Source organism: Paludibacterium flexuosum (assembly GCF_037076605.1).
Classification (GTDB): Bacteria; Pseudomonadota; Gammaproteobacteria; order Burkholderiales; family Chromobacteriaceae; genus Paludibacterium.
This window is the reverse complement of the sequence record NZ_AP029060.1, coordinates 347,133-367,288: the sequence shown is the minus strand read 5'-3', so window position 1 is coordinate 367,288 and position 20,156 is coordinate 347,133. Positions and strand designations below refer to the sequence as shown.

The window sequence follows — 20,156 nt, the reverse complement described above, 5'->3', positions numbered from 1 at the left end:
CGGGGCGTTTTTTCATGGCTGGAACGATCACTCTGGCAGCCAGACCGGCCACTGCCCCGCTTCGCCGCGACAATCAGTGGCTACCGCCACTGACGGAATCGCCGCCAGACGACCATCGGCCAGATACAGCAAGGGCCAGCGCTCGCGCAGCAGGGGCGGAATACCCGCTTCCTGCAGCAGCGTCTTGACCGGCTTGTTGCCGACGGCCTGCGGTAAACGCTCCCCGCCGCGACGCGGCCGCAAGGAAAACCCACCCAGCAACAGCTGGTGCGCCACCCCCTGCTCATGATCGATCAGCTGCAACCGCCCCCCCACAAAGGCTTCCGGCCCGACAGCAGGCAGATAGCGTGCCCGCTGCTCGTCTGGCAGCGCCATGGCAGTCGACGCGACCGCCCAGACCTGATCCCGATAGCGGAACAAGGTTTTGCCCGACAGCCGCAAGGCCGGGTGGCGATCCTCACCGGCCTGCAGCAACTGCTGGCGAAAACTCTCCACCCCATCGGGGGACGCGTCGCCGGCCTGCAGCTGAGCCATCCAGCGCACCAGCAACTGCCGCTGACGCGCCGCACTCAGGGCGGCAAAGCGCGGCAACAGCAGGCGCCCCTGCTGCAGGCAGGCGGCCAGATCCTGCGTCGCCACCTCATCCAGAATCTCTGCTGCCTGCGCCATCAACTGCACCGTACGCTGCAGGTGCTGGCGGTAATCCGGTTGTGCCGCGGCAATCAGCGGCAAGATGTCATGGCGCAGCAGATTACGCCGCCAGCGGGTATCGGCATTGCTCTCGTCGGTCACCCAGGAGAGCGCACGCGCGGCGGCATACTGTTCCAGCTCGCCGCGCGTCCAGCCCAGCAAGGGCCGCCAGAGATGCACCCGCTCATCCAGTGCGCGCCAGACCGGCATGGCTGCCAGCGCATGGGGGCCACCGCCACGCAGCAGTTGCAGCAAGACCGTCTCCGACTGATCATCCAGATGATGCGCCAGCGCCACCACGCCTGCCGACGTGCGGGCATAGACCCGGTAACGCTCACGCCGTGCGACGGCCTCCAGACTTTCCCCGCCTTCCGGCCGCACCGAGACACGCTCGATGCGCAGGGGAATCTGGCGTGCGGCACACCATCCGGCACAGTGCTGCGCCCAGGCATCCGCATGGGGGCTCAGCCCGTGGTGTACATGCACGGCGGACAAATGAAAATGGCGCTGCTCACGGCAGCGCCACAACACATCGAGCAGCACCATCGAATCCAGGCCGCCCGACAGCCCCGCCTCGACCGACTGGCCAGCCAGCTCGGCCGGCCAGGCCGCCAACAGGGGCATCAGCAGATCAGGCTGCTTCTTCCTTGAATCGTCCATAGCTCATCAGGCGATCGAAACGGGTCTTGAGCAGATCGTCGAGCGTACGGCCATTCAGATCCTTCAGCTGTTCGACCAGCGCGCGCTTCATGCTGCTCATGGTCTGGGCATGGTCACGATGGGCGCCGCCCAGCGGCTCATTGATGACGCGATCCACCAGACCGAGCGTCTTGAGACGGTGGGCGGTAATGCCCAGCGCCTCTGCCGCGTCCGATGCACGCTCGGCGGTCTTCCACAGAATCGACGCACAACCCTCCGGCGAAATCACCGAATAGGTCGAATATTGCAGCATGTTCAGGTAATCACTCACGGCAATCGCCAGCGCCCCGCCGGAGCCACCCTCGCCAATCACGGTCGAGATGATCGGCACACGCAGCTTGGACATTTCGTACAAATTGCGACCGATCGCCTCACTCTGACCGCGCTCTTCCGCGTCAATCCCCGGATAGGCACCCGGCGTATCGACGAAGGTAATCACCGGCAGGCCGAACTTCTCCGCCAGCTTCATCAGGCGCAATGCCTTGCGATAGCCTTCGGGACGCGGCATGCCGAAATTGCGATACAGCTTTTCCTTGGTATCGCGCCCCTTCTGCTGGCCGATCACCATCACCGACTGGCCATTGAAACGGGCCATGCCGCCGACAATGGCGGGATCATCGGCAAAGGAGCGGTCGCCATGCAGCTCGCTGAAATCGGTAAACAGGGCACCGATATAGTCGAGCGTGTAAGGACGCTGCGGGTGACGTGCCACCTGCGAGATCTGCCAGGGCGTCAGTTTGCTGTAGAGCGTCTTGGTCAGTTCCTGGCTTTTCTTTTGCAGGCGCGAGATTTCTTCGGAGATGTCCAGCACCGAATCGTCCTGGACAAAACGCAATTCTTCAATCTTGTTCTCGAGCTCGGCGATCGGTTGCTCAAAATCGAGAAAGGTCGGTTTCATTCGTTACATCGTCCGCATTATGGGGAATCGGCAAATGATACATGGGGAGATTGGCCTCGTCATCTTTTCTGTCCGACAAAATTCACCCCGCCAGTATGTTTAAAGGAATCGGCCAAAAGCATAAAGTTTTTTGGATTATCCTCTTGCGCAAATATTTCCCGTATGTTTTAATTCGCCTCCTGCCAAGCAACGACGGGCATTAGAAGGGCGTTTAGCTCAGTTGGTAGAGCGTCTGCCTTACAAGCAGAATGTCGGCGGTTCGACTCCGTCAACGCCCACCAAGTCCGGAGCGGTAGTTCAGTTGGTTAGAATACCGGCCTGTCACGCCGGGGGTCGCGGGTTCGAGTCCCGTCCGCTCCGCCAACGTTGCAAAGCATAAAGTTTCGGGCGTTTAGCTCAGTTGGTAGAGCGTCTGCCTTACAAGCAGAATGTCGGCGGTTCGACTCCGTCAACGCCCACCAGGTTGGAGCGGTAGTTCAGTTGGTTAGAATACCGGCCTGTCACGCCGGGGGTCGCGGGTTCGAGTCCCGTCCGCTCCGCCAACCTGCACCATACAGAATAGATCGTTGGCTGATGGCACCATCAGCAACCGGAAGTTTCCGGGCGTTTAGCTCAGTTGGTAGAGCGTCTGCCTTACAAGCAGAATGTCGGCGGTTCGACTCCGTCAACGCCCACCAGGGTTTGGAGCGGTAGTTCAGTTGGTTAGAATACCGGCCTGTCACGCCGGGGGTCGCGGGTTCGAGTCCCGTCCGCTCCGCCAACCCGATCATTCAGCCGAATTCAGAAATTCGGGCGTTTAGCTCAGTTGGTAGAGCGTCTGCCTTACAAGCAGAATGTCGGCGGTTCGACTCCGTCAACGCCCACCAGAGTTCGGAGCGGTAGTTCAGTTGGTTAGAATACCGGCCTGTCACGCCGGGGGTCGCGGGTTCGAGTCCCGTCCGCTCCGCCAGCATCAAGCAAAAGGCTTGTAAAATCGTCGCAGACGAGTTTACAAGCCTTTTTGCCATTCAGCCCCCCCCCCTGCCGGATCAGGCGTAATCGTCGAGATGCCCCTGATCCGCCGCACAAGACGTCGCATCCACTGCACTGCCTGCCGGCGCACTGGTACCGGACCGCTGCCGGGCTTTTCTGGCACTCAGCCGCCTGGAAAACGCCAACCATGTGCGCAAGGCACCATATCCAGGATGGCACGGCACCGACACCGGGGTGAGTGCGCGCACCCCCTGCACGGGCTGAACCGGACCAATGGGATCATCAATCATCTGTCGCTCCCTGCGGGTGGTGAATACAAAAACAAAGCGGCAGACCCGGCGTATCCCCGAACCTGCCGCTCATTTGACTGACCCGTCCAGGCATCAGATCACTGCGAACCGGCCAGACGAGCGGCAAACGCCTCGCCAAACCCCTGCAGCGTCTCCAGACTGGCCCCCATGGCCTCATGGAAGGCCAGCGGTTGCAGATATCGCATGCCGACATACAAGGCACTGGCCTTCATCGGCGTCAGCACCTCGTCCATCGTGCTCTGCACCAGCCCCTGGGACGAATAGGTATATTCGCTGGCCCCCGCCGAGACCACCACCAGCATTTCCTTGTGACGCAGCGCATCACCGCCGGGGCCGAAGGCCCAGCCATAGGACCACACCTTGTTCAGATAAGCCTTGAGCATCGGCGTGAGATTGAACCAGTGGATCGGGAACAGATACACCACACGATCCACCCCTTCATGCGCCTTCTGTTCGGCAGCCAGATCAAACGCCTCGGTATCATGACCATACAGCGATTCCAGATTGCGCACCGTCACCCCCGGCATACTGGCAGCGACTTGCTGCAAGGTCTTGATGACGCTGGATTGCTCGGGATAGGGGTGAGACACAATGACCAGAGTTTTCATTTCAGTCAGCTTTCAAAAAATAGGTAAGTAAAAGATGGTCACCTGCCGGGTTCAGGCCTCGCCCTGCACCAGATAGGCATGACTCTCGGACGAAGCCAGACGATGACCGATGATGGCCTGGTAGGCCGGCGAGTCGTGCCAGGCATGCGCCTGCGCCATACTGGGGAAACGCACGATCACCACCAGCCCGTTTGGCCCCTGACCTTCCAGCACATCGAGCGCCCCGCCATACACCAGACGCTCGCCCCCAAAGGGCTTGATCGTTTCGGCAACACGCGCCTGATAGGGCTTCATACCCTCCGGATCGGTGACTTTTACATCAATGACAAAATACGCAGCTTGAGACATGAGCAGATTCCTTGTTGACGGGATGAATGCGTTTCACAGACTGGCCAGATACACCTGACGGCTCAGCGCCAGCGTGACATCCCCCTGCTCGCCCAGGCCAACCATGCCGTGCGCCTGCAGGGCTGCGACCAAGGCATCGATGTCCTGCTCGCCGATGCCATAGTCGGAAAGACGCGTGCCGATACCGAGACGCTCAAAGAAAGCACGGGTCTTGAGGATGGCCTGTTCGATGCGAGCCTCCTCACTGCCATCGGTCAGGTGCCAGACACGCTCGGCGTACTGCAAAAGCTTGCCGCGCTTGGCCTCACGCCGCAGATCGAGCATCGAAGGCAGCAGGACCGCCAGCGTCTGGGCATGGTCCAGACCATGCAGGGCGGTCAGCTCATGACCAACCAGATGCGTCGCCCAGTCCTGCGGCACACCACTGGCGATCAAGCCATTGAGTGCCATCGCGGCCGCCCACATCAGATTGGCCCGACTGTCGTAATCGGCGGGCTCATGCACCACTTTGGGCCCGATCTCGATCAAGGTCTGCAACAGTCCCTCGGCAAAACGGTCCTGCACCCGGGCATCCACCGGATAGGTCAGGTACTGCTCCATCACATGGGTAAAGGCATCCACCACCCCGTTGGCCAGTTGACGGGCCGGCAGGGTATACGTCTTGGTCGGATCCAGAATCGAGAACTGCGGAAACACCCAGGGCGAATGAAAGAAGGCCTTGGTCTGCGTGGCGCGGCGAGTCACCACCGCAGCGGCATTCATCTCCGAACCGGTCGCCGACAGCGTCAGCACCACACCCAGCGGCAAAGCGCGCTGCACCGCCGAGCCCACGCTCGACAGGATTTGCCACGGGTCGCCCTCAAACTGGGCCGCGGCAGCGACAAACTTGCTACCGTCGATCACCGAGCCACCTCCCACCGCCAGCAGAAAATCGATGCGCTCGGCACGCACCAGCATCACCGCCTCCATCAGGGTTTCGAAGGTCGGATTCGGCTCAATACCGCCAAATTCAAAGCAGGTCCGCTGACCCAGCGCAGTGCGCACCTCGCCCAGCGTCCCGTTGCGCTCGGCACTCTGCCCGCCATACAACACCAGCACACGGGCATCCAGCGGCACATGCTGGTCAAGCGCCGCCATCGTGCCCTGGCCAAACACGATGCGAGTGGGATTATGAAAAGTAAAATTCAACATGACGCTTCTCCTCTGGACCTCACACAGGAGGTCGATGCCATTTCGATGACGCTATTCTAGGCGTCGGCATTCATGAAGATAATGCGTCAGATGGTTGACGATTCAATAACTCAAGGTTGACAATAAAAACACAGACCATCCCGCATTTGGACCCTTTCAAGACCGCCGCTCATGGACTCATCTCAACGTGTACGTGCCATCTTGTCCTTCGTGCAGGCCAGCGATGCCGGCAGCTTCGCCGCCGCCGCGAGGCAGCTCGGCATCTCGTCCGCCGCCGTCAGCAAAAACATTGCCGGCCTTGAAAAGGCGCTGGGCGTACGCCTGATGAACCGCACTACCCGCACCCTGAACCTGACCGAAGAGGGCGAAGCCTTCCTGCGCCAGGCGCGCATCGCCATCGAGGCGCTGGAACAAGCCACCGATGCCGTCATCGCCCACCGCGCCGCCCCCTCGGGTCGCGTGCGCCTCTCCACCAGTGCCGGCTTCGGGCGCGAGCAACTGGCCCCCACCCTGCCCGGCCTGCTGGCGGCCTATCCCGGCCTGTCGGTCGAGGTCGATTTCGATGACCATGTGATCGATCTGGTGCGCGACGGTTACGACCTGGCCCTGCGCGGCGGCCGCATCGCCGACTCCTCACTGGTGGCACGCCCGATCTGCCAGTTCAATATGGTGCTGGTCGCCTCACCGGCCTACCTCGACCAATACGGGGTTCCCGCACAACCCGAGGATCTGCGCCAGCACCGCCTGATCACCCGACGTTTTCTCGGCGGCCGCGTGTCGCCCTGGCAATTTCAGACCGGCGACGGCAGCATCACCACCCTCAACACCGAAGCCGCCGTCCTGACCCTGTCCTCCCCCGAGACCATCACCCAGCTGGCCGTCGACGGCGCCGGCATTGCCGAAATCGGCGTGCATCACGCCTGGCATCACCTGCAGACGGGCCGGCTCAAGGTCCTGTTGCTCAAGGCCCACCACCCCGGCCAGTTCGAAATGACCCTGCAGTACCCGCACCGCGCCCTGGTCGCGCCACGGGTAAAGGTGACGGTGGAATACCTGCTGGAAGCCTTCGCCCGGCGTGAAGAATTGCACGTCAAGCCGGCGGCGCTCCGGGCGTTCGAGGCCTGAAATCGGAGACGGGCAACCGACCATGAAAAAGGCCCGGGTCGAACGACCCGGGCCCCTGACCGCCGATCAACACGCTGATCAGCGCATCTTGCGTTGCTGGAACAGCGTAAAGCCAATCACCAGCACAAAGAACACCAGCACCCAGAACGGCATCGCCATGCCGAGGAAACGCCAGTCCACCACCGCACACTCGCCACTACCCATCAGCACCTTTTCCAGCGCATGGGTAAACGGCAGAGTCTGCAGCAGATAGTCCAGCCCCGGACCGCATTGCGGTACCTGATCCGCCGGCAGGCTCTGCAGCCACAACTGGCGGGCCGATACGGCGCCCCCCGCCAGCGAGGCCAGCACCACCAGCCCGGACCAGACACGGAAGCCCCACTCACGCGGATTGACCAGACCGGCCAGCAAGGCCAGCACCCCGGCACTGACCACCCCCACGCGCTGCAACATGCACAGCGGACAAGGCTCAAGCCCCATCACATATTGAGCATAAAAGGCAAAACCCATGGCACCAGCGCAAGCAGCACTGATCAGAAAAAATCCGGCACGTCGCCCCGGCAACCGCATACTCACTCCCGATTTGTTCGAACACAAACCATCTAGAATACAGAAAGCAGATTAAAGTTCCAGAAAATTCAGAATCTCCGCCTTCTGTTTCAGAACATCCTTATAACCCAGTGAGATCAATTCACGACAATAGCCCGGCTCGAACAGCAGATAAGTCGCCAGCGACAAGCCACGGCGGCGCGTGGCACCAGTACCCTGCAGAATGAAGCGCAAAGCCGGTGGAAACAGATGCACGTGCTTGTGGGCGATCTCCTCCAGCGAAGCACTGGGATTGAGCAAGAAAACCTCGACACGCTTGAGCGGGGTCTGCGAAGCCAGCTCATGATGACTGTTGAGCAGCGAGACCGTGTGATTGACACGGATCAGCCGCTCCATGTCGCTGGCCATACTATCGGCAAAAATACTGTTGAGCAGATGGCCGAACACCTGAGCGGGGGAAGGATAGCCGCCATCGCGCACCGGCGTCTTGTGACTGGCCAGCCCGACGACAAACAACTTCTCCGCCCCCAGATGCAGCGCCGGCGACAGCGGCGCCATCTGCCGCACGGCACCGTCGCAGAAAAAGCGATCGCCCACCTTGGTGGCCGGAAAGATCAAGGGCAAGGCCGACGAGGCCATCAGGTGATCCAGGTCGAGTTTCTCGCGCACTCCGATGCGCATCTGCCGCGTCCACTCGCACACCTCGGGCACCCCGTCAAAAAACGTCACCGACTGGCCACTGTTGAAACAGGAGGCCGTCAGCGCTACCGCGCGCAGCGCCCCGGCACTGACCGCCCGGTCGATGCCGTCAAAACGCACCACCCGAGCGAGATAGTCACGCAGCGGGGCATTGTCGAGAAAACTCTTGGGGTTCTTCCACAGACGGCCGCCAGAAGCAATCGACACGCCAAAATGCAGGAAGCTCTTGAGGAAATACAGCATGTCCGACTGGTAGACATCGCTGATATGAATCTGACGCCACAGCTGCGCCAGATTGCCTGCCGCCTGACGAAAATCGTCCGCGGCACAGGCCAGACCGGTGGCATTGATGGCGCCGGCAGAGGTGCCGCAGATCACCGGAAACGGATTTTTCCTGGCATCCGGCAACAGGTGGGAAATCGCCAGCATGACCCCCGCCTGATAGGCCGCGCGCGCGCCGCCACCCGCCAGCACCAGCCCGATATTTGCTTGCTTGCTCATCACTGCGCCCCGCTTATGGTTTTTGTGCGGTGTCCGACAGGACGGTTGCCTCCCCCGATACGCTCACCGGGCAATTCAAAGCTAGTACAGCACCTCGACCGCGTCCAGACTGCGCCAGAAATACCAGCACGCCACCGTCCGCCAGGGGCGCCAGCGCTCACCGAGCTGGCGCAGGGCGGCCTGCTTCGGCACGGCATCCAGCCCATAGCAACGCGCCACCGCCTTCTGCAGGCCGATGTCGTCCACCGGCCAGACATCCGGACGCAGCAGATTGAAAATCAGGAACATCTCTGCGCTCCAGCGACCGATGCCGCGCACCGCCGTCAACTCGGCAATCACCGCCTCGTCATCCAGGGTCGCCAGCCGAGCGGCATCCAGATGACCGTCGGCAAAATGACGCGCCAGATCCTGCACATACTCGACTTTGCGCTGCGACAAACCGGCCAGTCGCAGCGCCTCGGGCGTCAGCGCCAGCACCGCCTGCGGCTGCTGCAGCGGCGCCAGCTGCGCCAGCCGCCCCCAGATGGCATCGGCCGCCGCGATGGAAATCTGCTGGCCCACGATGGCGCGCAACAAGGTTTCGAACGGCTCGCCACGTGTCCGCAGGATCGAGGCATCGAACTGACGCATCAGACCGGCCAGCACCTGGTCCTCGGCGGCCAGCTCGGCGCAGGCCCGAGCCCAGTAATCAGGGACGCTCACGCCTGGCCGGCGACCGACATCGACTCGACCAGCACCGAGCCAATGCGCGTGGTGCCACGCACCAGCGTATCGTTGCCGATGGCCGCCACATGACGGAACAGATCGCGCAGATTCTCTGCCACGGTAATCTCCTCCACCGGATGGCTGATCATGCCGTTTTCCACCCAGAAGCCCGCGGCACCACGCGAATAGTCACCGGTCACGGTGTTGACGCCATGACCAAGCAACTCGGTAATCAGCAGGCCGGTGCCCATCTCGCGCAGCAGTTCTGGCAGGCTCTGACCCGTGCTGTGCACCAGCAGATTGTGCGCCCCGCCGGCATTACCGGTGGTGCTCAGCCCAAGCTTGCGCGCCGAATAACTACCCAGCAGATAGCCAGTCAGCACGCCGCGATCAATCAGACGCCGCGCACTGGTCTCCACCCCTTCGTTATCGAAAGCACTGCTGGCCAGCCCGCGCAGCAGGAATGGATCCTCGTCAATCGTCACCAGCGGCGAAAACACTTCGGTGCCCTGCGCGCCCAGCAAGAAGCTGGACTGGCGATACAGATTGCCGCCACTGATGGCGGTGATCAGGTGTCCGATCAGCGAGGAAGCCACATTGGCTTCAAAGATCACCGGATAACGCCCGGTCTTGATTGGCCGCGCCCCCAGGCGCCGTACCGTGCGCTCGCCAGCCAGACGGCCGACTTCGGCCGCACTGGCCAGATCGCCCGGATGACGAGCCGCACTGTACCAGTAGTCGCGCTGCATGGCGTCATCCTGCTCGGCCACCACCGCAGCCGACAGGCTGTAGCGGGTACTGGGGAAACCCTGGCAGAAACCCAGGCTGTTGGCGTAAATGAACTGACTGGCCTGGCGCGACAGCGTCCCGCCTTCGGAGTTGCTGATGCGGGCATCGACCGAGCGGGCGGCCTGCTCGCACTCGCGGGTCATGGCGACCGCGTCCTCCATCGACAAATCCCAGGGGTGATACAGATCCAGATCGGGGAACTCGGTCGCCAAGAGACCGGCCTCAGCCAGCCCGGAGCACGGATCTTCCGCGGTAAAGCGCGCGATATTGATCGCCGCCGACACGGTATCGGCCAGTGCCCGCTCGGAAAAATCAGAGGTACTGGCATGGCCTTTCTTCTGGCCGAGATACACCGTGACCCCGACCCCCTTGTCCTGGTTGTACTCGATGGTTTCCACTTCACCCAGCCGCACACTGACGGTCTGTCCGAGTCCCTCGGAGACATCCGCCTCGCAGGCTGTCGCCCCCTGACGGGCGGCCAGATCCAGCACATGCCGGGCGATCTGTTCGAGGGAAGCGCGACTGAAGCTGAAGTTGTTTTCTATCATGGTCTTTTTCACAATCGGATAAAGAGTGGGCACCCGCCACAGCGGGCTTTTCCGGTATCATACCAGCCTTGAATAAATAAGAGACCGAGACAACCATGGCCGACTATCTGAATGATGGACCAGATGAGGAATTTGTCAGCAAGACCCAGCGCAAAAAGCAAATGGATGCGCTGCAGGATCTCGGCCGCGAACTGCTGGAAGTCCCGAACGACAAGCTGAAAAAGCTCGACCTGCCGGAAGACCTGCTGACGGCCCTGCTCGACTACAAGCGCATCAGTGCCTTTGGCGCCAAGAAGCGCCAGGAACAGTACATCGGCAAGCTGATGCGCGACATCGACCCCGAGCCCATCCGTGCCCACCTGGCCGTACGCAAGGGCGAATCCGCCGCCCACACCGGCTGGCTGCATCAGGTGGAGCGCTGGCGCGAACGCCTGCTGGAAGACGACAAAACCCTGCCGGTCTTCATCAACGAATTCCCGCAGGCCGATATCCAGCAACTGCGCAACCTGATCCGCAACGCACGCAAGGAAAAACAGGAAGCCAAGCCGCCCAAGCACTTCCGCCAGCTGTTCCAGGCCATCAAGGAGATCATTCCCGAACCGGCCATCCCGGGCAGCCAGGATGCGGAGGACGAGGCATGAGTCTGAAGATCGGGCTGGTCTCGGTCTCGGACCGGGCCAGCAGCGGCGTCTACGAAGATCGGGGCTTGCCGGCCCTGCAAGACTGGCTGGCCAGTGCCCTGACCACGCCTTTCAGTGTCGAGACAAGGCTGATTCCCGACGAGCAGCCGCAGATTGAAGCCACCCTGATCGAACTGGTCGACCAGTTGGGCTGCCATCTGGTACTGACCACCGGCGGCACCGGCCCGGCACCGCGCGACGTCACTCCCGATGCCACCCTGGCCGTTGCTGACCGCGAGATGCCCGGCTTCGGCGAACAGATGCGCCAGATCAGCCTGCGCTTCGTGCCGACCGCCATTCTGTCACGTCAGGTAGGCGTGATCCGCAAGCAGGCACTGATCCTCAACCTGCCCGGCCAGCCCAAGGCCATCCGCGAGACCCTGGAAGGACTGCGCGATGCGGAAGGCCAGAGCGTGGTACCCGGCATCTTTGCTGCCGTCCCCTACTGCCTGGAGCTGATCGGCGGCCCGCGCGCCGAGACCGACCCGGCCGTGGTCAAAGCTTTCCGTCCGAAATCAGCCCAATGACCTATCACCCGCCACGCTGGCTGCCCGGCGGCCACGCCCAGACCATCTGGCCCGCCCTGATGCTGCGCCAGCCACGACCGCCCTACCGGCGCGAGCTGTGGGACACGCCGGACGGCGGCCAGATCGCCCTCGACTTCATCGACGGCCCGGCGGATGCCCCGCTGGTGGTGTTGTTTCACGGACTGGAGGGCAGCAGCGACAGCCACTATGCCCGCGCCCTGATGCAAGCCGTCGCCCAGCGCGGCTGGCAAGGCGTGGTGCCGCACTTCCGCGGCTGTGGTGGTGTGCACAATACCCTGGCACGCGCCTACCATGCCGGCGATGCCGCCGAGATTCGCTGGATCCTGCGCCGTCTGAGCGAACGCCAGCCCCAAATGTACGTGGCCGGCGTCTCACTGGGCGGCAGCATGCTGCTCAACTACCTGGCCGAAGACGGCGACCATGCCCTGCCTCATGCCGCGGCCGCCATCTCGACGCCGCTCGACCTGACCGCGGCCAGCACCCAGCTCGACCGTGGCCTGGGCCGGCTGATCTACACCCGCATGTTCATGAGTACGCTGAAGACCAAGGCGCTGGACCAGCTGCGCTACCATCCGCACCTGTTCAGCGCCGAACAGGTCAGGCGCGCCCGCACCTTCGCCGACTTCGACCACGCCGTGACCGCGCCACTGCATGGCTTTGCCAGCGGCCGCGAGTACTGGCGCCAGGCGAGCAGCAAGCAACGCCTGCACTGCATCGCCATTCCTACCCTGGTAATCAACGCGCAGAACGACCCCTTCCTGCCCGCCCAGGCATTACCGCAAGCCAGCCAGGTCTCGCCCGCCATTACCCTGGAGTTCCCGACGCACGGTGGTCATGTCGGCTTTGTCACCGGTCCCTTCCCCGGCCGGCTGGACTGGCTGCCGCGTCGCCTGCTGCGTTACTTCGAGGGCCAGAACGGCAGCCGGATCTGAAGGCTGCCGGGCCACAAGCTACCACCCTCTTGACTTTCATCGTATTGGCTTCATTTAACTCATTCATCCAATAAGCCGTGTTCCGCACCGTAGCTGGTCAGATCACCCCGCACCTGGTGCAGACCCAGTTTGGCTACCACATCATTCACCATCCAGGCGAACAGATCAGCTTTGACGACGTCAAGGAACGACTGCAGCAATACCTAACCCAAATGGCAGGCAACAAGCTGATGCATCAGTACCTGAGCGGTCTGGTGCAGGCCGCCAAGATCGAAGGCTATGCCATGCCGGTGCTGTAATTAAGCTGGCACGCCAGAACAACAAGGCCGCTTTCCCATCGGAAGCGGCCTTTATTTTTTGCTGGGCGCACTTTTTATGCACGCCGCCAATGATCGGTACATTGTCTACGACAGAAAGCCCCATGACGCTGACTACACATCACGCACCCCCTGCCGGCTCCCGCAGCGCGGCGATCACCAGCCGTACCGCCAGCGACAACTGCTTTCTGCTGGCGTAATAGGCGTGGTGACCGGTAAAGGAGTGAAATCAGTCCTGCAGCACCCAAACAAGCTCGCCCGCTTCAAGTCAGGCGAGGGCTTGGCGCAGACGCTGGAACGGTATGTCTGGCTCTACAACCAGCATCTTCCCCAACTTGCCTTGCAACACCTAACGCCAATCCAGGCGATGAAGAGTTGGCGAAAACGAAGACCCGATTTGTTCAAAAAGCGTATCTGTAATCGTCCGGGACTGGACACCTAATCCGGGCGAGTGTCGTGGATGGCCACTTCAGGCGTAAACACCCCACAAAGGAAGGGGACATAACACACACCGGTTTTGTCTCTGTATCGGGTATAGGCGGCATGCAGCGTTTTGCCATTCACCTGGATGGTCGTGCGATGCCAGGTTTGTCGAAGGGCGATTTGCCAGTAAGCGAAATAAGTAATGGCACGCTTGCCGAAGAATATCGCCATGACCAGAGCCGCCACCCACGCCAGCGCCGGCAGGCCGATCTGATGATTCCAGGATTGCAGGGCATGGCCCAAATCGTACAGCGACCAAAAAAACGCCGCGATATACAGGGCGAATCGAGTAGAGGAAAACCGACTGAGCTCCTTTTGCATCGTGTCCGGCGAAGTGAAGAATGCATTATGCAGCGTTGATCTGTTTTCTCTTACCGGGATGCCTTGCACATACACCAGCTGTTTTATGATCGCGGGATCCGAAATAGCCTGACCCGCATTGACAAGATCCTGCATGCGCATGCTCAGCCATACGGGGTGGAGCATTCCAATACAGAACAGGCCAAAAAATACGGCCTTCATACCAAACATCAAACTGATCACAACCACCAAACACAGTGCAACAACCCTGACGAACTGACGAAAAGAAGTGATCAGAGAATAAAACTGAAAGGGCAACATGAAGTATCTATCTTATGAAGAAGTTAAATAATTATTAATTCAAATAAAACCGCATTAATGCCATTCTAAACACATTATATTGTAAACAATAACGAAAATGGGCATCCGCCTCCCCGCCTTTTGTGTCGCGCCAGTTGAATCACCCATTGCTTCAGAGGACACAGCACACCGCGATGACAGATCACTCACGCCAGACAGCAAGCTGCTATGATCGGGACATCACTCTCAAAACTGATTGCCCATGTCTCACTCCCATCGCATGGATTGGCAACGTCTGCTCTCCACCCGGCGCTTCAAGGTCAGCCAGGGGCAGGTGCGCGACACCCGCACCCCCGCCACCGAAGAAGGCAGCCCGGGGCTACGCACCGACTTCCACATCGACCATGACCGGGTGGTATTCTCCAGCGCCTTCCGCCGCCTGGGGCGCAAAACCCAGGTTCACCCGCTGGCGCGCCACGACCATACCCACAACCGCCTGACGCACAGTGTGGAAGTGGCCAGCGTCGGCCGCAGTCTGGGCAACCGGGTCGGCATGATGCTGCAGCACGCCCAGCGCCTGCCGGCCGGCTACACCCCGCATGACATCGGCGCCGTGGTGCAGGTAGCCTGCCTGGCACACGACATCGGCAATCCGCCGTTCGGCCACACCGGCGAAGACGCCATGCGCGACTGGTTCCGCCAGCCGAAAAACGCTCACCTGCTGGCCCCGCTGAGCGAGGCCCAGCGGCGCGATATCCAGACCTACGAAGGCAACGCCCACAGCCTGCGCATGGTGGCCACGCTGGAGATGTACGCCAACGAAGGCGGCATGCGCCTGACCTCGGCCGCCATCGGTGCGCTGATCAAATATCCGTGGACCGCCGACGCGCCGCCGGCACTGGGACGTGACAAATTCAACATCTACCGCGCCGAGCTGCCCTACTTCGAACAGGTGGCCGACGAGCTGGGACTGATCCGCAAGGACACCCATGTCTGGGCACGCCATCCGCTGTCCTACCTGATGGAAGCCGCCGACGACATTTGCTATGCCATTCTTGATCTGGAAGACGCGGTCGAGATCGGCATCCTCGACGTCAAGGAGTTCGAAAGCCTGTTTGCCGGTTTTACCGAATATGAACGCGTCTGGGAGACCGACGACATCCGGCAAAAATGCGCCATGCTGCGCGGCATCGCCGTCGGCCGCTGCGTCAGCGAAGTGGCCGAGAAATTCATGCTGCACCATGACTCGCTGCTGGCCGGCGACTTTGCTGCCAAGGACCTGCTCAACGTCTGCACCCCGGCCATCCAGGAGACCCTGATTCAGGCCAAGGAACTGGCCAGCCACAAGGTCTACCGCCACCACACCAAGCTGGTGACCGAGCTGGCCTCCTACCCCTGCATTGCCGTGCTGCTCGATGCGCTGGTCCCCGCTGTCTTCACCCTGCACACCCGCGGCCGCGACCAGCTCAGTCCGCGCGAGAACCTGGCACTTGGCCTGATGGAACACGGCGGTCACATCCATCCTGATCTGTATCAGGCCTATATGCGTATCCTCGACTTTACCGGCGCCATGACCGACAACTACGCCGCCAATCTGGCACGCGACATTTCCGGTGTCGGCATCCTCTAAACGCAAGACGAAAGACCGCCCATGCCATCCGCACTGACCACCCGCTTCTGCCTGGTGCGCCACGGCGAAACCGACTGGAACATCGAGCGACGCCTGCAGGGACAGATCGACATCCAGCTCAATACCACCGGTCTGCAGCAAGCCGACCGGCTGAGCCAGGCGCTGGCCCAGGCGGGCCTGGCGTTCAGCGCGCTCTATGTCAGCGACCTGCAGCGGGCGCGCCAGACCGCGGCCGCCATTGCCCGCGACAACGCCCTGACACCGATCGCCACCGAACGGCTGCGCGAGCGGCATTTCGGCCACTTCCAGGGACTGACCTACGCCGAGGCCGAAGTGCGCATCCCGGAAGACTACCGATTGTTCAAATCCCGCGACCCGGCCTACGCCCCGGGCAGTGGCGAAAGCCTGGCCGTCTTCCAGAGCCGGGTGCAGACCTTCTTTGACGAAGCCGCCGCGCGTCACCCCGGCCAGACGGTACTGGTCGTCAGCCACGGCGGTGTGCTGGACATCGCCTACCGCATGGCCAACAAACTGCCGATCACCCATCAGCGCGACTTCCCCATCCCCAATGCCGCCCTGAACTGGATCAGCCATGTCGATGGGGAATGGCAGCTCGAGCGCTGGGCGGACCAAAGCCACCTCGAACACAGCCGCGACGAGCTGTGATGTGACTCAGGAGAACACACCATGATCAAGAAAACCGATGCCGAATGGCGCCAGCAACTCAGTGCCGAAGCCTACCGCGTCACCCGCGAAGCCGGCACCGAACGCCCGTTCAGCGGCGAACATTACCAGCGCAACGAAGCCGGTGATTACCTGTGCCTCTGCTGCGGCACCCTGCTGTTTCATGCCGACACCAAATTTGATGCCGGTTGCGGCTGGCCCAGCTTCTGGCAGGAAGCCGTTCCGGGCACCATCAACCGCCTGGTGGACCGCAGCCACGGCATGGTGCGAACTGAAGTGCGCTGCGCCAACTGCGATGCCCATCTGGGGCATGTTTTCGAGGATGGCCCATTGCCGACCGGGGAGCGTTATTGCATTAATTCCGTGGCGCTGACTTTCCGGAAGGCGTGAGAGGAGCTCGCCATGCTGGAACTCAGACCAAACTGTGAATGCTGCGACAAGGACTTGCCCCCCGAGTCTGCCGATGCGCGGATATGCTCATTCGAGTGTACCTTTTGCGTCGCATGTGCCGAAGAAAAGCTCAACGGCCGCTGCCCGAACTGCGGCGGCGAACTGCTTCCCCGACCGCGCCGCCCTGCCGGCAAACTGGCCAGCGCCCCGGCCTCCAATCAGCGTGTCTACAACCCGGCGGGCTGTCTGACAAAACCCGGACAGATCGACTGACCCCTCCCGGCATCACCCCTGTCCGTCATGGCCGACTGGCGGCGTGTCCAGCGCCGAGCGCGACTGCAGCAAACCGGTGATCCAGCTCATGAACACCTGCACGCGCTGTGGCAAATGGCGACGATTGGCATAGATCAGCGAAATCGGCATGGGCGCAGGACGATGAGACGGCAGGATTTCCACCAGTTCTCCGCTGGCCAGATAGCGGCGCATACCCGGTTCGGGCGACTGCACAATTCCCAGGCCCGCCAGACAAGCCGCTGTATAGGCCTCGGAATTGTTGACGGTGAGCACACCACCCATGGCGACATGGCGCACGGTACCTGGCAGACCGGGGTCGAGATATTCAAAGCCGGGGTCTCGCCCCCCAAAGTGGGTGAGATAGTGCACCAGGCGATGCTGGCTGAGATCAGCCAGCGAGGTCGGCACGCCATACTCGGCAAGGTAAGCAGGGCTGGCACAGTTGATCATGCGATACTCGCCAACCGGCCGGGCAATCAGGCTGGAATCCAGCAAGGCCCCCACCCGCAGCACGCAATCGAACCCCTCGCGCACCGGATCAACCCGGCGGTCGGTACTACTCAGCTCCAGCGCCAGCGCCGGGTACTGGCGCAGAAAGCCGGGCAGATGCGGGATCACCAGGTCGCGAGCAATGGCAATCGGCATATCCACCCGCAAACGCCCGCTGACCGTGGCAGGCGCCTGGCGAAACAGCCCCTGCAACTCGGCCACATCGGCCAGCAGATCCTTGCTGCGTTCGAACACCACATGGCCGTCCTGAGTCATCTGCACACTGCGTGTCGTCCGGTGCAGCAAGCGCGTGCCCAGCAGGCTCTCCAGCTGTTGCACCGCCAGTGAAACCGTTGCCTTCGGCAGCCCCAGACTGTCCGCCGCGGCCGTGAAACTGGAGAGTTCGGCAACGCGCACAAAGATCTGCATGGCATCGAGCTGGTTCATGATGGCGGCGCCTTTTGTTAGTTAATATTGGACAGTCTAGCCAAAAAAAGCACATTTATCCCGAAATGGCGTAGCAATAGACTGCGTTATACCAGGCAGGGCCTCTGCCTGACGAATCGCTACCCATCAGGAGAACACCATGATTCAACGCATCGCGCTCATCACCGGCGGCAGCCGCGGCCTCGGCAAAAATGCAGCCCTCAAGCTGGCCGCCAGGGGCGTCGACGTCATCGTCACCTACCACACCCGTCAAGCCGAAGCCGAAGCGCTGGTTGCCGAAATCGAACAGCACGGCCGCCGGGCTGCCGCGCTTCAGCTGGATGCCGGCAATGTGCCGGCCTTCGCAGACTTCACCGCACAGCTGAAAGAACGGTTGCAACACAAATGGCAAACCGGGCAGATCGACTACCTGATCAACAATGCCGGCATGGGGATCTACGGCGGCTTCGCGGAAACCACGGAAGCACAATTCGATGCCCTGATGAACGTGCATCTGAAAGGCGTCTTCTTCCTGACCCAGGCGCTGCTGCCCCTGATCGCTGATGGTGGACGCATCCTGAACATCTCCAGTGGGCTGGCGCGTTTCAGCCTCCCCGGCTACGCCGCCTACGCCACCATGAAGGGCGCGATCGAGACCCTGACGCGCTACCTCGCCAAGGAACTCGGCCCGCGCGGCATCTCGGTCAATGTCCTGGCACCCGGCGCCATCGAAACTGACTTTGGCGGTGGTCATACCCGTGACAATCCGCAGGTTAATGCCATGATCGCCGCCAATACGGCCATGGGTCGGGCAGGCTTGCCCGACGATATTGGTGACGCCATCGCCGCCTTGCTGACGGCGGAAAGCAACTGGATCACCGGCCAGCGGATCGAGGCTTCGGGCGGGATGATGTTGTAGGCAGCGGGAGGGGATCTGGGGTGTCGCCCTGTCCCACAGCCCTTGCCTGCTGTTCTGGCCGCGCCGGCTTGCCTGGCTGTCATCCTGGAGGCCGGGGAGCGAAAGCCCCCCGGTGGGATGGGATCATTCTCGGCAGTCCATGCCTTCGCCGCAGACATGGGCAAGCCGTTCCCCGGCAATTGTTTGACTACAATCAAGTGAAATACGGTGCCATGGCATTTCTGAACGTGCCATCGATTCCAGCCTGGACACATCCAATGTTATCGTATTGGGATAAACGAATGTTTTCGCCCTGCCAGCGTCATTCTGGCAGGGCGATGATCTCGCTGGCGACTGTCATTCATGATAAAAAAAATACTGTTTTCGAGTCTGATGCTGCTCTCGATGGCATCTTTCTCCGAAAAATTGGTACTCCATACAAGCGGGATCACAGATAACCCGATTCGCTTCGACCCAGGCAATCGTCAGCAGCCCGGCTTCAGCATCGAGCTGATGCAGGCTTTGCAAAAACGGGATCCCGACCTTTCTTTTGCTGGCCAAAATGATTTGCGTTCAATAAAACGAATTGAATCCGGCCTGAAATCAGGCAAATTGGACATCTTCTTCGGCCTGGTAAGCACCCCGTCCAGGCAGGATGACTTTCATGTCATCACGCAACCCGTTCTCTACGTACAACATATACGCCTGGCCGCGGCCAAAGATGATCATGCTGAGGTGCATGATTTGGCTGACTTGAGCAAAACAGTCAACGCCGGCGCTGTCGCCGTCCCTCAGGGATCCATCTATGTCGAGCAACTCAAATCACTCGGCGGGGTGGAAATTGACGATGGTTCTGAATCGCTGCTGAATTGCCTGAAGAAACTGCTTCTGGGTCGGGTCAGGTTTGTCTATTACGGCGGCGAGGAATTAAAAAGGTATCTCCACGATAAACACCTGAACGGCAGCATCAAGTTGCTGCCTGCCGTATTGGCAACCGGCGCGATTTGTGTGGTGATCTCCAGAAAGGTGCCGCAAAACACGCGCGCCCGTATCCTGGCCGGGCTGCAAAAATTGCAACGGGATGGCACTTTGGACGCCTTGCGGGATAAATACGGGCTTTCCGTCCTGTAAAGCGTTCAGCCGCTGCTGGCG

23 protein-coding genes, 8 tRNA genes and 1 pseudogene are annotated in these 20,156 nt (G+C 61.2%); 20 read left to right on the top strand and 12 right to left on the bottom strand.

Features of this window, described 5'->3' with window-relative positions; all coding sequences use genetic code 11:
* Positions 1-27 precede the first annotated feature (27 nt).
* Entirely contained in the window at positions 28-1,350 is a 1,323-nt protein-coding gene (tilS, locus tag AACH39_RS01735; RefSeq protein ID WP_215776379.1) for a tRNA lysidine(34) synthetase TilS, read from the bottom strand.
* On the bottom strand, positions 1,322-2,287 hold the full coding sequence (locus AACH39_RS01730) for an acetyl-CoA carboxylase carboxyltransferase subunit alpha (protein ID WP_215776381.1): 966 nt from the start codon (positions 2,285-2,287) through the stop codon (positions 1,322-1,324). The genes tilS and AACH39_RS01730 overlap by 29 nt, the downstream gene beginning before the upstream one ends.
* 205 nt (positions 2,288-2,492) lie before the next feature.
* Between AACH39_RS01730 and AACH39_RS01725 the strand changes: the two genes are divergently transcribed.
* From AACH39_RS01725 to AACH39_RS01690, 8 genes are all read left to right on the top strand, one after another.
* Positions 2,493-2,568 (top strand) — tRNA-Val (locus AACH39_RS01725).
* Between the two features lie 5 nt (positions 2,569-2,573).
* Positions 2,574-2,650: transfer RNA gene (locus tag AACH39_RS01720), tRNA-Asp, on the top strand.
* Positions 2,651-2,672: 22 nt separating this feature from the next.
* Positions 2,673-2,748, top strand: a tRNA-Val gene (locus AACH39_RS01715).
* 4 nt (positions 2,749-2,752) lie between these two features.
* Positions 2,753-2,829, top strand: a tRNA-Asp gene (locus AACH39_RS01710).
* A 59-nt stretch (positions 2,830-2,888) separates the two neighbouring features.
* Positions 2,889-2,964: transfer RNA gene (locus AACH39_RS01705), tRNA-Val, on the top strand.
* A gap of 6 nt (positions 2,965-2,970) precedes the next feature.
* A tRNA-Asp gene (locus AACH39_RS01700) sits at positions 2,971-3,047 on the top strand.
* 30 nt (positions 3,048-3,077) lie between these two features.
* A tRNA-Val gene (locus AACH39_RS01695) sits at positions 3,078-3,153 on the top strand.
* Between the two features lie 6 nt (positions 3,154-3,159).
* Positions 3,160-3,236 (top strand) — tRNA-Asp (locus AACH39_RS01690).
* 79 nt (positions 3,237-3,315) lie between these two features.
* Here the strand turns inward: AACH39_RS01690 and AACH39_RS01685 are convergent.
* The 4 genes from AACH39_RS01685 to AACH39_RS01670 all read right to left on the bottom strand — a co-directional run bounded on the left by AACH39_RS01685 (position 3,316) and on the right by AACH39_RS01670 (position 5,717).
* Positions 3,316-3,549: a hypothetical protein gene (locus AACH39_RS01685; RefSeq protein WP_338620762.1), complete on the bottom strand. Its 234-nt coding sequence runs from the start codon at positions 3,547-3,549 to the stop codon at positions 3,316-3,318.
* A gap of 98 nt (positions 3,550-3,647) precedes the next feature.
* A complete protein-coding gene (locus tag AACH39_RS01680) occupies positions 3,648-4,178 on the bottom strand; it encodes an NAD(P)H-dependent oxidoreductase (RefSeq protein ID WP_338620761.1) in 531 nt (176 codons plus the stop codon).
* A 51-nt stretch (positions 4,179-4,229) separates the two neighbouring features.
* Positions 4,230-4,526: a DUF1330 domain-containing protein gene (locus tag AACH39_RS01675; protein ID WP_215776390.1), complete on the bottom strand. Its 297-nt coding sequence runs from the start codon at positions 4,524-4,526 to the stop codon at positions 4,230-4,232.
* Positions 4,527-4,559: 33 nt separating this feature from the next.
* On the bottom strand, positions 4,560-5,717 hold the full coding sequence (locus AACH39_RS01670) for an iron-containing alcohol dehydrogenase (RefSeq protein WP_338620760.1): 1,158 nt from the start codon (positions 5,715-5,717) through the stop codon (positions 4,560-4,562).
* Positions 5,718-5,888: 171 nt separating this feature from the next.
* Here AACH39_RS01670 and AACH39_RS01665 point away from each other — a divergent pair, with 171 nt between their 5' ends.
* Positions 5,889-6,842 (top strand): LysR family transcriptional regulator, encoded by a 954-nt coding sequence (locus tag AACH39_RS01665; RefSeq protein WP_215776395.1) that lies wholly within the window; start codon positions 5,889-5,891, stop codon positions 6,840-6,842.
* A gap of 78 nt (positions 6,843-6,920) precedes the next feature.
* Here the strand turns inward: AACH39_RS01665 and AACH39_RS01660 are convergent, their stop codons facing one another.
* The 4 genes from AACH39_RS01660 to pmbA all read right to left on the bottom strand — a co-directional run bounded on the left by AACH39_RS01660 (position 6,921) and on the right by pmbA (position 10,633).
* On the bottom strand, positions 6,921-7,412 hold the full coding sequence (locus AACH39_RS01660; RefSeq protein WP_215776398.1) for a disulfide bond formation protein B: 492 nt from the start codon (positions 7,410-7,412) through the stop codon (positions 6,921-6,923).
* A 51-nt stretch (positions 7,413-7,463) separates the two neighbouring features.
* Complete coding sequence (locus AACH39_RS01655) at positions 7,464-8,591, bottom strand: patatin-like phospholipase family protein (protein WP_215776400.1); 1,128 nt, start codon at positions 8,589-8,591, stop codon at positions 7,464-7,466.
* An 81-nt stretch (positions 8,592-8,672) separates the two neighbouring features.
* Positions 8,673-9,293 carry a DNA-3-methyladenine glycosylase gene (locus AACH39_RS01650; protein ID WP_338620759.1) on the bottom strand — a complete coding sequence of 207 codons (621 nt, stop codon included), beginning with the start codon at positions 9,291-9,293 and terminating at the stop codon, positions 8,673-8,675.
* Entirely contained in the window at positions 9,290-10,633 is a 1,344-nt protein-coding gene (gene pmbA, locus AACH39_RS01645) for a metalloprotease PmbA (protein ID WP_338620758.1), read from the bottom strand. The genes AACH39_RS01650 and pmbA overlap by 4 nt, the downstream gene beginning before the upstream one ends.
* A gap of 95 nt (positions 10,634-10,728) precedes the next feature.
* Here pmbA and yjgA point away from each other — a divergent pair, with 95 nt between their 5' ends.
* The 5 genes and pseudogenes from yjgA to AACH39_RS01620 form a co-directional block, all read left to right on the top strand.
* Entirely contained in the window at positions 10,729-11,274 is a 546-nt protein-coding gene (yjgA, locus tag AACH39_RS01640; RefSeq protein ID WP_215776406.1) for a ribosome biogenesis factor YjgA, read from the top strand.
* Entirely contained in the window at positions 11,271-11,840 is a 570-nt protein-coding gene (gene mog, locus AACH39_RS01635) for a molybdopterin adenylyltransferase (RefSeq protein WP_215776408.1), read from the top strand. Before yjgA ends, mog begins: the two co-directional genes overlap by 4 nt.
* Positions 11,837-12,793, top strand: coding sequence for an alpha/beta fold hydrolase (locus AACH39_RS01630; RefSeq protein ID WP_338620757.1), 957 nt, complete (start codon positions 11,837-11,839; stop codon positions 12,791-12,793). The genes mog and AACH39_RS01630 overlap by 4 nt, the downstream gene beginning before the upstream one ends.
* Positions 12,794-12,870: 77 nt before the next feature.
* Positions 12,871-13,092, top strand: coding sequence for a hypothetical protein (locus tag AACH39_RS01625; protein ID WP_215776412.1), 222 nt, complete (start codon positions 12,871-12,873; stop codon positions 13,090-13,092).
* 277 nt (positions 13,093-13,369) lie between these two features.
* Positions 13,370-13,552, top strand: a pseudogene (locus AACH39_RS01620) (IS481 family transposase); the annotation flags it as partial.
* Here the strand turns inward: AACH39_RS01620 and AACH39_RS01615 are convergent.
* The gene (locus AACH39_RS01615) at positions 13,549-14,214 is read right to left on the bottom strand and encodes a hypothetical protein (protein ID WP_338620756.1); all 666 of its coding nucleotides are present in this window, start codon (positions 14,212-14,214) and stop codon (positions 13,549-13,551) included. The pseudogene AACH39_RS01620 and the gene AACH39_RS01615 overlap by 4 nt on opposite strands.
* A gap of 241 nt (positions 14,215-14,455) precedes the next feature.
* On the opposite strand from AACH39_RS01615, the gene AACH39_RS01610 reads away from it, so the two are divergent.
* Genes AACH39_RS01610 through AACH39_RS01595 form a run of 4 tightly spaced genes read left to right on the top strand, consistent with a single transcriptional unit; the run spans position 14,456 to position 17,170 of the window.
* Entirely contained in the window at positions 14,456-15,823 is a 1,368-nt protein-coding gene (locus tag AACH39_RS01610) for a deoxyguanosinetriphosphate triphosphohydrolase (protein WP_252346045.1), read from the top strand.
* Between the two features lie 21 nt (positions 15,824-15,844).
* Complete coding sequence (locus AACH39_RS01605; protein WP_338620755.1) at positions 15,845-16,489, top strand: histidine phosphatase family protein; 645 nt, start codon at positions 15,845-15,847, stop codon at positions 16,487-16,489.
* Between the two features lie 21 nt (positions 16,490-16,510).
* Entirely contained in the window at positions 16,511-16,897 is a 387-nt protein-coding gene (msrB, locus tag AACH39_RS01600) for a peptide-methionine (R)-S-oxide reductase MsrB (protein WP_215776422.1), read from the top strand.
* Positions 16,898-16,909: 12 nt separating this feature from the next.
* On the top strand, positions 16,910-17,170 hold the full coding sequence (locus tag AACH39_RS01595; RefSeq protein WP_215776425.1) for a DUF1272 domain-containing protein: 261 nt from the start codon (positions 16,910-16,912) through the stop codon (positions 17,168-17,170).
* 12 nt (positions 17,171-17,182) lie between these two features.
* On the opposite strand, the gene AACH39_RS01590 is transcribed toward AACH39_RS01595, so the two are convergent.
* Positions 17,183-18,127 carry a LysR family transcriptional regulator gene (locus AACH39_RS01590; protein WP_338620754.1) on the bottom strand — a complete coding sequence of 315 codons (945 nt, stop codon included), beginning with the start codon at positions 18,125-18,127 and terminating at the stop codon, positions 17,183-17,185.
* Positions 18,128-18,266: 139 nt separating this feature from the next.
* On the opposite strand from AACH39_RS01590, the gene AACH39_RS01585 reads away from it, so the two are divergent.
* Positions 18,267-19,025 carry an SDR family oxidoreductase gene (locus AACH39_RS01585; protein WP_215776429.1) on the top strand — a complete coding sequence of 253 codons (759 nt, stop codon included), beginning with the start codon at positions 18,267-18,269 and terminating at the stop codon, positions 19,023-19,025.
* 372 nt (positions 19,026-19,397) lie between these two features.
* The gene (locus tag AACH39_RS01580; RefSeq protein WP_215776431.1) at positions 19,398-20,135 is read left to right on the top strand and encodes a transporter substrate-binding domain-containing protein; all 738 of its coding nucleotides are present in this window, start codon (positions 19,398-19,400) and stop codon (positions 20,133-20,135) included.
* Positions 20,136-20,156: the final 21 nt, after the last annotated feature.